This is a genomic window from Microbacterium sp. K36 (assembly GCF_004794355.1).
Classification (GTDB): Bacteria; Actinomycetota; Actinomycetes; order Actinomycetales; family Microbacteriaceae; genus Microbacterium; species Microbacterium paraoxydans_D.
Genome location: NZ_SSDN01000062.1, coordinates 86573 through 99223, shown reverse-complemented (window position 1 = coordinate 99223; position 12651 = coordinate 86573). Strand labels below are relative to the sequence as shown.

Annotated in this window: 12 protein-coding genes and 2 tRNA genes; 10 read left to right on the top strand and 4 right to left on the bottom strand. The window is 69.7% G+C overall.

The window, feature by feature from the left end; all coding sequences use genetic code 11:
- Positions 1-325 precede the first annotated feature (325 nt).
- From topA to DW296_RS06555, 7 genes are all read left to right on the top strand, one after another.
- Positions 326-3196, top strand: a complete 2871-nt coding sequence (topA, locus tag DW296_RS06585) for a type I DNA topoisomerase (RefSeq protein WP_136051576.1) — start codon at positions 326-328, stop codon at positions 3194-3196.
- Positions 3193-3822 carry a dTMP kinase gene (gene tmk, locus DW296_RS06580; protein WP_136051575.1) on the top strand — a complete coding sequence of 210 codons (630 nt, stop codon included), beginning with the start codon at positions 3193-3195 and terminating at the stop codon, positions 3820-3822. The genes topA and tmk overlap by 4 nt, the downstream gene beginning before the upstream one ends.
- A gap of 86 nt (positions 3823-3908) precedes the next feature.
- On the top strand, positions 3909-5066 hold the full coding sequence (locus DW296_RS06575; RefSeq protein WP_136051574.1) for a DNA polymerase III subunit delta': 1158 nt from the start codon (positions 3909-3911) through the stop codon (positions 5064-5066).
- A complete protein-coding gene (locus tag DW296_RS06570; RefSeq protein WP_205807862.1) occupies positions 5063-6616 on the top strand; it encodes an alpha/beta hydrolase in 1554 nt (517 codons plus the stop codon). Before DW296_RS06575 ends, DW296_RS06570 begins: the two co-directional genes overlap by 4 nt.
- 69 nt (positions 6617-6685) lie before the next feature.
- Positions 6686-6758 (top strand) — tRNA-Thr (locus DW296_RS06565).
- Between the two features lie 78 nt (positions 6759-6836).
- Positions 6837-7418, top strand: a complete 582-nt coding sequence (locus DW296_RS06560; protein ID WP_136051573.1) for an isochorismatase family protein — start codon at positions 6837-6839, stop codon at positions 7416-7418.
- Positions 7415-7948: a DUF1697 domain-containing protein gene (locus DW296_RS06555; protein WP_136051572.1), complete on the top strand. Its 534-nt coding sequence runs from the start codon at positions 7415-7417 to the stop codon at positions 7946-7948. Before DW296_RS06560 ends, DW296_RS06555 begins: the two co-directional genes overlap by 4 nt.
- On the opposite strand, the gene DW296_RS06550 is transcribed toward DW296_RS06555, so the two are convergent.
- Entirely contained in the window at positions 7929-8147 is a 219-nt protein-coding gene (locus tag DW296_RS06550; RefSeq protein WP_136051571.1) for a hypothetical protein, read from the bottom strand. The two genes, DW296_RS06555 and DW296_RS06550, sit on opposite strands and share 20 nt — an antisense overlap.
- 25 nt (positions 8148-8172) lie before the next feature.
- Between DW296_RS06550 and DW296_RS06545 the strand changes: the two genes are divergently transcribed.
- The gene (locus DW296_RS06545) at positions 8173-8691 is read left to right on the top strand and encodes a CGNR zinc finger domain-containing protein (RefSeq protein ID WP_136051570.1); all 519 of its coding nucleotides are present in this window, start codon (positions 8173-8175) and stop codon (positions 8689-8691) included.
- Between the two features lie 3 nt (positions 8692-8694).
- On the opposite strand, the gene DW296_RS06540 is transcribed toward DW296_RS06545, so the two are convergent.
- The gene (locus DW296_RS06540) at positions 8695-9240 is read right to left on the bottom strand and encodes a type 1 glutamine amidotransferase domain-containing protein (protein WP_136051569.1); all 546 of its coding nucleotides are present in this window, start codon (positions 9238-9240) and stop codon (positions 8695-8697) included.
- Positions 9241-9397: 157 nt separating this feature from the next.
- Here DW296_RS06540 and DW296_RS06535 point away from each other — a divergent pair, with 157 nt between their 5' ends.
- Entirely contained in the window at positions 9398-9862 is a 465-nt protein-coding gene (locus DW296_RS06535; RefSeq protein ID WP_136051568.1) for a hypothetical protein, read from the top strand.
- Between the two features lie 8 nt (positions 9863-9870).
- On the opposite strand, the gene DW296_RS06530 is transcribed toward DW296_RS06535, so the two are convergent.
- Together DW296_RS06530 and DW296_RS06525 are read right to left on the bottom strand one after the other, a co-directional pair.
- Positions 9871-9943: transfer RNA gene (locus DW296_RS06530), tRNA-Lys, on the bottom strand.
- Positions 9944-10078: 135 nt separating this feature from the next.
- On the bottom strand, positions 10079-10738 hold the full coding sequence (locus DW296_RS06525) for a fasciclin domain-containing protein (RefSeq protein WP_136051567.1): 660 nt from the start codon (positions 10736-10738) through the stop codon (positions 10079-10081).
- A gap of 167 nt (positions 10739-10905) precedes the next feature.
- On the opposite strand from DW296_RS06525, the gene DW296_RS06520 reads away from it, so the two are divergent.
- Positions 10906-12621 carry a cytochrome c biogenesis protein DipZ gene (locus DW296_RS06520; RefSeq protein ID WP_136051566.1) on the top strand — a complete coding sequence of 572 codons (1716 nt, stop codon included), beginning with the start codon at positions 10906-10908 and terminating at the stop codon, positions 12619-12621.
- The last annotated feature ends 30 nt before the right edge of the window (positions 12622-12651 follow it).

Genomic DNA, 12651 nt, shown 5'->3' with positions numbered 1-12651 from the left:
GGCACCACTCGGAACCGCTGGAAGCCGATGCTCGAAGAGGGATCCGGTCTCACGGAGGGCTACCTCTCGCGCGGTGCCGACGGCGGACGAGCCCTGTGCGTTGGCCGCCAGGGTCGCGGCGGCGAGCGGGGCGGCCCTGACGAGCTGTTCGCTGGAAGGGTATGTGGCGACCGTGTCGGTGGAGGCGGCGTACGCTGGACTCGCTGCCGTCTCCCGCGCTCGTGCCGGGCCACCCGAGGAACCATGACGGCGGCTCTACCCCTCGCCCGCTGTGAACGACCCCTGATAGCGGTGTGTATGGTGTGCTTCGAAGAAAGGACGCCCCTTGGCTGAAGGCAAGAAGCTCGTCATCGTCGAGTCCCCGACGAAGATGCGGTCTATTCAGGGATACCTCGGCGACGGTTACGAGGTGCTCAGCTCCGTCGGCCACATCCGCGATCTCGCCGACAAGAAGGACATCCCGGCCGAGGACAAGAAGGCGTACGGCAAGTACTCCATCGACATCGACAACGGCTTCGACCCCTACTACGTGGTCTCGGACCGCAAGACCAAGACGGTCGCCGAGCTCAAGCGCGCGCTCAAGCACGCCGACGAGGTCCTGCTCGCCACTGATGAGGACCGCGAGGGCGAGGCGATCGCCTGGCACCTGCTGGAGACGCTCAAGCCCAAGGTGCCGGTCAAGCGCATGGTCTTCCACGAGATCACCAAGGACGCGATCCAGGCCGCGGTGGGCAACACCCGTGAACTCGACCACGCCCTCGTCGACGCGCAGGAGACCCGGCGCATCCTCGACCGCCTCTACGGGTGGGACGTCTCGCCCGTGCTCTGGTACAAGGTCAAGACCGGGATCTCGGCCGGCCGGGTGCAGTCCGCAGCCACCCGCCTCATCGTCGACCGCGAGCGCGAGCGCATGGCCTTCGTCTCCGCGGAGTACTGGGACGTCGATGCCGACGCGGCCGCGACCGGCACGTCCTTCCGCATCCGCCTGGTGCGCGTGGACGGCGGCCAGCTCGCCCGCGGCTCCGACTTCGACGACGCCGGAAAGCTCAAGAAGGCGGTCGTGGTCCTCGACGAGGCGAAGGCGGCTGCCCTTGCGCGCGCCGTCGATGCGGCAGGGGCGGGAACCGTCACCAAGGTCGAGGCCAAGCCGGGAACCCGCAGCCCCTACGCGCCCTTCACGACCTCCACCATGCAGCAGGAGGCGGGCCGCAAGCTCTCGATGAGCGCGAAGCAGGCGATGAGCGTCGCCCAGCGCCTCTACGAGAAGGGGTACATCACCTATATGCGTACCGACTCCACGGCGCTGAGCACCCAGGCGGTGCAGGCGGCCCGGAGTCAGGCCGTTGCTCTCTACGGCGACAACGCCGTGCCGCTCAAGCCGCGCGTCTACAAGTCGAAGAGCAAGAACGCGCAGGAGGCGCACGAGGCGATCCGCCCCTCGGGGGAGAACTTCCGCACGCCGTCCTCGCTGTCCGGCGAGCTCGACCGCGAGGAGCAGCGGCTGTACGACCTGATCTGGAAGCGCACCGTCGCCAGCCAGATGTCGGACGCCAAGTACGAGACGACGACCGTCACCATCGCGGTCGAGGCGGACGGCCAGACCGCGGAGTTCACCGCCTCCGGCACGGTCTACACGTTCAAGGGCTTCCTCGAGGCCTACGAGGAGGGTCGCGACGAGAAGCGCAGCGACGCCGACGCCGCGGAGAACCAGTCCCTGCCCGCGGTCTCCGTCGGCGATGAGCTGGCGGTGTCCGCCGCGGAGGCGAAGGGGCACCGCACCACGCCGAAGCCCCGCTACACCGAGGCCTCCCTGGTGAAGGTGCTCGAGGAGAAGGGCATCGGCCGTCCCTCGACCTTCGCCACGATCCCGGAGACCATCCTCGACCGCGGGTACGCGGTCAAGCGCGGCCAGGCCCTCGTGCCGACGTGGCTCGCATTCAGCGTGGTGCGTCTGCTCGAGGAGCACTTCGCCGAGCTCGTCGACTATGACTTCACCGCGGCGCTCGAGGACGACCTCGACACCATCGCACGCGGCGAGCAGAACCGCGTGGAATGGCTGAAGTCGTTCTACTTCGGCTCCGACTCGCATGTGGGTCTTCGCCAGGTCGTCGACAACCTCGGGGAGATCGACGCCCGGGCGCTGAACTCGACGCGGATCACCGACACCGCGACCCTCCGGTTCGGCAAGTACGGCCCCTACCTCGAGGTGGCGGACCCGGAGGATCCGGAGGCCAAGCCGCGCATCGTCAATGTCCCCGAAGATCTCGCGCCCGACGAACTCACGGCGGAGAAGGCCCAGGAGCTCATCGACGCGCCGGTCGCCGGCGACCGTGTCCTCGGGGTGAACCCGGAGAACGGCAAGGTCGTCGTCGTCAAGGACGGACGCTTCGGTCCCTACGTGCAGGAGAACGATCCGGTCTCCGACGATGCCGCCGTCGACGAGGCCACCGGTGAGGTCGTCGAGGCCCCCAAGCCCAAGCGCGGCGCGAAGAAGGAAGCGGCGCCCAAGCCCCGCACCGCCTCGCTGTTCCGCTCGATGTCGGTGGACACGATCGATCTCGACACCGCGCTGCAGCTGCTGAGCCTGCCGCGCGTGGTCGGCGTCGACCCGGAGACGGGGGACGAGATCACCGCGCAGAACGGCCGCTTCGGTCCCTACCTGAAGAAGGGCGCCGACTCCCGGTCGCTGGAGAGCGAGTCGCAGATCTTCGACGTCACGCTGGAACAGGCGCTGGAGATCTACCAGCAGCCCAAGTACGGCGCCCGTCGGGCGTCGAGCGCGCTGGCCGAGTTCGAGGCCGACCCGGTGAGCGGTAAGCCCATCCGCGTGCGCGACGGCCGCTTCGGCCCGTACGTCACCGACGGCGAGACGAATGTCACCATCCCGCGCGGACAGACCCCGGACGACATCACGTTCGAGATCGCCGTGCAGATGCTCGCGGACAAGCGCGCCAAGGGTCCGGCGCCCAAGCGAGGAGCGGCGAAGAAGACTCCCGCGAAGAAGGCTCCGGCCAAGAAGGCCCCTGCCAAGAAGGCCCCTGCCAAGAAGGCGCCGGCGAAGGCCTCCACGGCGAAGAAGTCCACGGCGGCGAAGACGTCGACCACGTCGGCAGCCCGCTCGGCGGCGGCCAAGAAGGCGGCGGCGACCCGGGCCGCGAACGCGGCGGCGAAGGCGGCAGAGAAGGCGGACTCGTGACCGCAGGCCCCGGCCTCTGGATCACGCTGGAGGGCGGGGACGGCTCCGGGAAGACGACCCAGTCGAACCTCCTCGCCACCTGGCTCGAGCAGAGCGGTCGGACAGTCGTCCGCACCCGGGAGCCGGGTGGCTCCGAGGTCGGGCAGCTCATCCGCGACATCGTGCTCCACCACCGCGGCGACATCGCGCCGCGCGCGGAGGCGCTGCTCTACGCCGCCGATCGCGCTCACCACGTCGCGACGGTGGTGCGCCCCGCACTCGCTCGCGGCGAGATCGTGCTGCAGGACCGCTACCTCGACTCCTCGGTGGCGTATCAGGGCGCCGGGCGCGTCCTCGATGCCACGGAGATCCGCGATCTGTCGCTGTGGGCTGCGGAAGGGGCTCTTCCGGATCTCACCGTGCTCCTCGATCTCGATCCGGCCACGGCGCGCACGCGCCTCGACTCGGCCGACAAGCCGTTCGATCGGCTGGAGGCCGAGAAGGAGGCCTTCCACGCCCGCGTGCGGGACGCCTACCTCGAACTGGCCCGTGCGGAGCCCGCCCGGTTCCTCGTGATCGACGCCGCGGCGTCGCCCGAGCGCATCGCCGAACGCATCCGCGCCCGCGTCTCCGCACTGTTCGACTGATCCTCCACAGGGAAGGCCTCGTCCGACGGGATACCCAGCCACCGGCGGGTGGTGGGAGCGTCGGCGGTCGCGATTAGGCTGAGTGCATGCCCTCGACCCTCGCCCCGCCTTTTCCCTGGGCCGACGTCTGGGGGCAGGAGGCCGCCGTCGAGACGCTGCGCGCCGCCGCGTCCGATCCCGCCGCGCTCTCGCACGCCTGGCTGATCACCGGCCCTCCGGGGTCCGGCCGCTCGACACTCGCCTACGCCTTCGCCGCCGCGCTCATCGCCGAGGGGCCGGACGACGAGGCCACGATGCGGCAGGTCCTCGCGGGCACGCATCCCGATGTGACGGCGCTGCGCACCGACAAGGTGATCATCACCATCGCCGAGGCGCGCGCCCTCGTCGAGCGCTCCTACTTCGCCCCGTCCGCCGGCCGCTATCGGGTCATCGTCGTCGAAGACGCCGACCGGATGGTGGAGCGCACCTCGAACGTGCTGCTCAAGGCGCTGGAGGAGCCGCCGGAGCAAACCGTCTGGATCCTCTGTGCGCCCAGTGAGGCCGACCTCCTCCCCACGATCCGGTCGCGCGTGCGGTCGCTCCGTCTCCGCGAGCCCGACGTTGCAGACGTCTCCCGCCTGATCAGTCTCCGCACGGGAGTGGACGAGGTGGTCGCCGAGCAGGCCGCCCGACACGCGCAGCGTCACATCGGCATGGCCCAGCGTCTCGCCACCGACGATGCCGCACGTCGCCGCCGCGACGAGACGCTGCGCGCCGTGATCGGGGTGCGCGGAGTCAACGACGCGGTCGAGGTCGCCGGGCGCATCATCCAGGCGGCGACGGAAGACGCCAAGGCGCTCACCGCCGAGCGGGACGCGGCGGAACGTGCCGCGCTCCTGCGCACCGTCGGGGTCGCCGAGGGGCAGGCGGTGCCTCCGGCGCTGCGCGCCCAGGTGTCGGCGCTGGAGGACGATCAGAAGAAGCGGGCGACGCGGAGTCTGCGGGACGGCATCGACCGGGTCCTCACCGACCTGCAGTCGCTCTTCCGCGACGTCGTGATGCTGCAGTACGGTCGCGGCGACGATCTCATCAACCGTGAACTGCACACCGAGGTGGCCGGCCTCGCCGCCGCCTGGAGTGTGGAGCGTACGCTCGTCGTGCTCGACCACCTGGCCGAGACCCGTGAGGCGCTGGAGCGCAACGTCGCCCCGCTGCTCGCGCTCGAGAGTTTGCTCGTGACCGTCACGAGCGGGAGGAAACCGTGAAGACTCGATCCCTGTCCCGCCTCCGTCGCACCGCGGCCATCGTCGCCGGTCTCGCTGCGGCTTCTGTCGCGCTCTCCGGATGCCTGTACGCCATGATCCCGGAGCAGTCCTCGAAGCCGGCCGTGGAGAAGACCCCGGACACCGAGGGCGTCGCGGAAGATCTGCTTCCCTTCTACTCCCAGGGGCTGGACTGGACCGAGTGCGGTCCGGGCTTCGACTGCACGACCGTCACTGCGCCGCTCGACTGGGAGGACCCCGCAGCGGGAGAGATCGAACTCGCCGTGGTGCGGCACCGAGCCGAGGGCGAGGCGATCGGCTCGCTGCTCACGAACCCCGGCGGCCCCGGTTCCAGCGGCGTCGACCTCATCCAGGGCAGCCTCGACTACGCGGTCGGTCCGGCGCTCATCGAGAACTACGACGTCATCGGCTTCGACCCCCGGGGGGTGGGCGCCTCCACCGCGGTCACCTGCTACGACGCGAAGGAGATGGACGAGTACCTCTACGGCATCCCCTCCGCGCCGCGGGGCACCCCGGAGTGGGAGTCCGAGCTGCTCGACTCGGCCCGCGCCTTCGGCGAGGCGTGCGACGCCAACAGCGAGGGGATCCTGCCGTACATCACCACGGTCAACGCCGCCCGCGACATGGACCTCCTCCGTGCCGTCCTGGGCGACAAGGAGCTCAACTACCTCGGGTACTCGTACGGCACGTTCCTGGGCGCGACCTACGCCAAGCTCTACCCGGAGAAGGCCGGACGACTCGTGCTCGACGGGGCGATCGATCCCTCGGTCCCCGGCCTCGAGGTCGGCGCCACGCAGGCGCTCGGCTTCGAGTCGGCGCTGCGGGCCTACATGCAGAACTGCCTCGACTCCGGCTCGTGCCCCTTCAACGGCACGGTGGACGAGGCGATGGCCGACCTCGGCGCGCTGCTGGCGAGCGCAGACCGCACGCCGCTGAAGAACGGCGACGGCCGACTCATGGGTGCCGACGCCCTGATGACGGCGATCATCGCTGCCCTGTACTCGGAGGACAGCTGGGAGATCCTGACCCAGGCGCTGGACGAGGCGCTGCAGGGCGACCCGTCGACGGCCTTCCGCCTCGCCGACTTCTACAACGGCCGGGAGAACGGCACGTACATCGACAACTCGACCGAGGCCTTCCGTGCGTACAACTGCATGGACTACCCGGTCGAGGACGACCCTGCGGCCGAGGCGGCCACCGAGAAGAAGATCGCGGACGGGGCGCCGACCATCGCGCCGTACTGGTCGGGACCCGACCCGTGCGAGGTGTGGCCGTATCCGCCCACCGGGACCCGCGAGAAGATCACCGCGGAAGGCGCGGGTCCCATCGTCGTCGTGGGCACCACCAACGATCCTGCGACCCCGTACGAGTGGTCGGAGTCGCTCGCCGATCAGCTCTCCGAGGGCGTCCTCATCACCCGCGTGGGCGAGGGTCACACCGGTTACAACAAGGGCAACGTCTGCGTCGACGAGGCGGTGGAGGCGTTCCTCCTCGATGATGTGGTGCCGGAAGACGGCCTGCGCTGCGAGTGATCGCGCCTCGATTCGCGAGCGAGCGCGAGACAGGGTAATATCGGTGATCGCGCCGCTCACGCGTCGCACGCCGCTTTAGCTCAGTCGGCAGAGCATTTCACTCGTAATGAAAAGGTCGTCAGTTCGATTCTGACAAGCGGCTCAGGAAAACCCCCGGAACCCTCGTGGTCCCGGGGGTTTCCTCGTCTCCGGGCCCGGCCGCGGGGCGTACGCTCGGAGCATGAGCAGAGCGCTTCTCATCGTCGACGTGCAGAACGACTTCACCGAGGGTGGCGCCCTCGCGGTCCCGGGCGGTGACGCGGTGGCCGCCGCCGTCTCCGCCTACCTCGCGTCCCACGCCCACGACTACGAGGTCGTCGTGGCCTCCCGCGACTGGCACGATGCCGACGGCGACAACGGCGGCCACTTCTCCGCCATTCCCGACTACACCGACTCGTGGCCGGTGCACTGCGTCGCCGGCACCGCGGGAGCCGACTACGACCCGCTGTTCGTGACGGACGGCGTCACCCATCACGTGCGCAAGGGCCAGGGCCGCCCTGCCTACTCGATGTTCGAGGGAGTGACCGACGACGGTGCAACGGTCGCCGCGGTGCTGAGCGCGGCCGGCGTCGTGACGGCCGACGTCGTCGGCATCGCGACCGACCACTGCGTCCGGGCCTCCGCGCTCGATGCGATCGCCCACGGCGTCCACGTCCGTGTGCTCACGGACCTGATCGCCGGAGTCGCCCCCGAACCCAGCGCCGCGGCCCTCGCCGAGCTCGCGCATGCCGGTGCAGAGCTCCTCGCGAGCGCGGAGGCGTGAGTCGTAGCGTCCTCCTCCTCCGCGCGGTCAACGTCAGCGGACGCAGCAGCGTACCCATGGCCCGGCTGCGGGAAGTCCTCGCCGCCGAGACCGACCTGCAGGACGTCTCCACCTACATCGCGAGCGGCAACGTCCTCTGCGCGACGCCCCGTGACCCGGCGGCATCCTGCGCGACGGTGCGCGCGCTGATCGTGGCGGAGTTCGGTGTCGACACTCCGGTCATCCACCGCACGCACGCCGAGCTCACCGAGTCCGAGGCGGCCCAGCCCTTCCCGGAAGGGGATCTGAAGCTCGTGCACGCGATGTTCCTCGAGGGCGCTCCCGCCGCCGACGCCCTCGAGGCCCTGCACGAGCGCCTGGTGCCGGGAGAGCGTCTCGCTCTGGTCGGACACGATCTGTGGATCGACTACGCCCCCGGCGGGGTGCACACGACCAAGCTCACGAAAGCCGTGCTCGACCGGGCGCTCGGGGTTCCCGGCACGGCGCGCAACCTGCGCACGGTGCGGAAGCTCATCGCGCTGACGGCGTGACGACGGCCCGGCTCAGCGCGGTCGGCGGCATCGGGGTATGCGGGGCGAGGTCGACCCGACGGGAGTCGCAGTCCGCGCACCGGACGTACAGCACGACGCCCTCGCTGGTGGGATGGCGCGACTCCACGAGCCAGGCGTGCTCGTGGGTGTCGGCGGGGGAGGCGAGCCGGGGGATCGGGAGGGTGTCGGAGGAGGTCATGGGACCAGCGTGATGTAATGGTCTTATGCATCTCAACCCTTACGGCGAGTATGCGGTGCTCCTCGCCGCCTCCCTTGCGAACGACTGGCCGGACGACCGCGCGGGGATCGAGGAGCGCACGCTCGCGCTGGGGATGACGCAGACGTTTCCGCCGGCCCCCGACGACCACGCGCAGGTGCGCGCCGTGATCGACGACTGGCTGGCCATCGTGGACGAACCGGACGCCGATGCGCGAGCCGCCCTGCTCAACGACCAGCTCGCCATCGCGGGCGCCTATCCCCGGCTGACCAACCACGACGACGAGGGCTGGCACCTGCACTACCGGGACGACGTGCGCTCGCTGCCCTTCGTGCTGCGCGCGATCATCAACCTCGGCACGGCGCTGCACCTCGTGACCCGGGGGATGAACCGACTCGGGCGCTGCGACGCGCCGCCGTGCACCAACGTCGTCGCGGACGTGACGCGCAACGGCCGCCAGCGGTTCTGCTCCGTGAGGTGCGCGAACCGGGCGGCCGTGCGGCGCCATCGGGCGCGCGTGAGCTGAGCGTCAGGCGGTCTGCCCTGCGTGCTTGCCCTCGCCGATCTCCTCGACGAGCTTGGCGTTGAACGCGGGGAGGTCATCGGGGGTGCGGCTCGACACGAGCCCCTCGTCGACCACGACCTCCTCGTTCACCCAGCTCGCGCCGGCGTTGCGGAGGTCGGTCTTCAGGCTCGGGTAGCTCGTGATCGTCCGGCCGTCCACGACGCCGGCCTCGATGAGGATCCAGGCACCGTGACAGATGACGCCCACGGGCTTGTGCTGCTCGAAGAACGCGCGGGCCAGATCGATGGAGGCCTGATCCATGCGGAGGTGATCCGCGTTCACCACGCCGCCGGGCAGCACGAGCGCATCGAACTGGTCGGCGCTGGCGTCCGCGGCCTTCAGGTCGACGGCCTGTTCGTGACCGTTCTTGCCGGTGATCGCTGCTCCGTCCGGGGCGATGAGCGTGGCGCTCGCGCCCTCCGTCGTCACCGCCTCCCAGGGGCTCGTGAGCTCGCTGTCCTCGAAGCCGTCCGTCGCCAGGAATGCCACGCGGTTTCCGGTGAGAGTCATGGTCCGTCCTTTCGGTGGGAAGTCGCCCTGTTCCGGGGACTCCTCGACCCTCTCGCAGGGCTCGGGGCCTCGCCAGGGGGTGGCCAGCCGCAGGCGTCGGTGATACAGAGCGGCCGCGCTGGCGGGAATGGCATCGGCGACTCGATACGATCCAGACATGCGCCTCCGCCCCGCTCTCCTCCTCCTGCCGGTCCTGGTCGTCCTCGCTGGCTGCACGCCGGCTCCGGAACCGACGCCGACCGTGACCTCCACCCCTTCGGAGACGCCGTCGTCCTCGCCCGTGCCGACCACGGCCCCGACGCCCACGGAGACGTCCTCGCCGCCGGCTGCCGGCGCCTTCGCGAAGGGGCAGCTCGTCTCCCTCTGCACCGAGAAGATCCGTACGATCTCGCCGAACGCCACGTTCTTCGCCGACATGGCGACCACCGAGTGGCTGGAACAGTCGGCGGTGTGGTTCGTGGCCGTCCCGGAGACGATCGATGGTCAGGACAATGTCGCCGTCTGCGGCATCGGGGGGAGCCCCGAGGCCCCGGACTTCGTGATGCACGGCGAGACGCTGCCGGACGGCGTCGCCGGGATCCGCGACGACCTGCTCGCCGGGAACGCCGGCGGCGACGACTGAGGATGCGGTGGGCCCCGTGGGGCTCGAACCCACGACCCGCGGATTAAAAGTCCGATGCTCTGCCAACTGAGCTAGAGGCCCGTGCTCCCAGTCTAGGGGGCGCACGACGAGGGGCCGTCGGCGCCACAGCCGCCGACGTCCCCTTCACCTGCCCCGTGTCCCTCCTGACAACAGGGGAGGCCGTGTGCCGGTCGGGTCGCCGGCACCATCCCTGGCTTACTCAGCCGGGGGCATCAGGACCGAGTCGATGAGGTACACGGTCGCGTTCGCGGTCTGCACGCCGCCGCAGATGACGTTGGCGTCGTTGACCATCCACTCGTCACCACTGCCGGTCACCTCGAGGTCGGCGCCCTGGACGGTGGTGTGCATGCCCTCGATGTCGGACGGCTCGATCTGGCCGGGGACCACGTGGTACGTGAGGATCGAGGTCAGCAGGTCGCTGTCGGTCTTCAGCGTCTCGATGGTCGCGGCGTCGATCTTCGCGAAGGCGTCGTCGACCGGGGCGAACACGGTGAACTCGTCGCCGTTGAGCGTGTCGACGAGGTTCACGTCGGGGTTCAGCTCACCGCTGACCGCCGACACCAGCGTCGTCAGCATGGGGTTGTTCGAGGCGGCGACCGCCACCGGGTCCTGGGACATGCCCTGGATGGAACCGGCGCCATCCGGGACCTCTTCCGCGTAGGCCGCGCAGCCCGGGCCGACGAGGTTCGCGGCGGGGTCCATCTCCATCGGCGTCGACTCCGACGTCTCCGGCGTCGTCGGCTCCGACGACTCCTCCGTGCTCGTTCCGCTGCCCATGGAACATGCCGAGAGCAGGAATGCGCTCGCCAGACCCAGGGTGACTGCTGCGGTGACCTTCTTCTTGGTGCTGAACATGTCGAGCTCCTTCGAAACTCCGGCCACGGCCTCTCCGTGGCGTCGAGGGCTGTTCGGAAGCCTCCGCGGATCGGATGGGAGGAATTTCGAGATTCTCCGAAATCGGATCCGATCCAATCCGCTGCGGGGGGTCGGCGCGAACAGCCCCCGACAGAGACGAGGACCTCATGGACCTGATCATCATCGGCCTGCTCGGCGGGCTCATCACCGGCATCTCGCCGTGCATCCTGCCCGTGCTCCCGGTGATCTTCCTCACCGGCGGTGCCCAGTCGGCGTCCTACGAGGGGGAGGCGGTGCCGGCGAAGCGCAGCCGCCCCTACTTCGTCATCGCCGGCCTCGTGCTGAGCTTCACGCTCGTGACGCTCGCCGGGTCGCTCCTGCTGGGCCTGCTGAACCTGCCGCAGGACATCATCCGCTGGGTCGGCATCGCCGTGCTGGTCGTCATCGGGGTGGGACTCATCGTGCCGCGGTTCCAGCACATCCTGGAGCGGCCCTTCCAGCGCTTCGGACAGCGCGAGGTGAAGAACCGCGGCAACGGCTTCGGCGTCGGCCTCGCCCTCGGGGCCGTGTTCGTCCCGTGCGCGGGCCCGGTCCTCGCGGCCATCATCGTCGCCGGGTCCACGGGACAGATCGGTGTAGGCACCGTGCTGCTCACCGTCTCCTTCGCGATCGGCGTCGCGGTGCCCCTGCTGGTCTTCGCGCTCGCGGGACGCAGCGTCATCGAGCGCATCCGAGCCTTCCGGACGAAGGAGCGGGCGCTCCGGATCGCCGCCGGTGTGGCGATGATCGCGCTCGCCGTGGGTCTCGTGTTCAACGTGCCACAGGCGCTGCAGCGGCTGCTGCCGGACTACACCGCGCCGCTGCAGGAGCAGATCGCCGACTCCGAGCAGGTGCAGGACGCCCTGGACCTCGGCGGCCTGGTCAATGACGAGAACAAGGACCTCGACAAGTGCACGAACGGCGCGACCGAGCTGGAGTCTTGCGGTACGGCGCCGTCCATCAAGGGGATCCAGCAGTGGCTCAACACCCCGGACGGGGAGGCGATCGACCTGAAGGACCTGCGCGGACAGGTCGTCCTCATCGATTTCTGGGCGTACTCGTGCATCAACTGCCAGCGCTCGATCCCGCACGTCGTGGCCTGGGATGAGACCTACCGGGACGCCGGGCTGCAGGTGATCGGCGTCCACTCGCCCGAGTACGCGTTCGAGAAGGATCCGGGGAACGTCGCCGCCGGCGCGCGCGACTTCGGCATCGAGTACCCCGTCGCCCTCGACAACACCCTCTCGACCTGGACCAACTACCGCAACCGGTACTGGCCCGCGCACTACCTCATCGACGCGGAGGGGACCGTCCGCCACATCTCCTTCGGCGAGGGCAACTACGCCGCGACGGAGGCGATGATCCGGGAGCTGCTGCAGGATGCCGACCCCGACGTCGAGCTGCCCGCCGCCACGGACGTGAAGGACGAGACCCCCGAGGTGGGAGCCACGACCCGGGAGACCTTCCTCGGCTCCTCGAAGGACGTCAACTACGGCGGCGGCGACGAGTACCGCCGCGGCGACGGCAGCTTCCGCTTCCCCGAGGACCAGCCCGACGACAGCTTCGCGCTGGACGGCGATTGGACCGTGGACACGCAGTACGTCACACCGGCCGGAGACGACGACGGCCGGATCCGCCTGCACTATCGGGCGGCCGAGGTGCGCATGGTCGTCGCGGGATCGGGAGAGGTCGTGGTCCGGGACGCGGACGGCAACGCGCAGACGATCCGGATCGACGGCACGCCGCGTTCCTACGGGCTGCTCGAGCAGGACGACATCGCGAAGGGCACGTTCACGCTCGAGGTCCCTGCCGGCGTCGAGGTCTATTCGTTCACATTCGGGTGACGGCTGCACGGGAAGAGGGCGGAGATACGG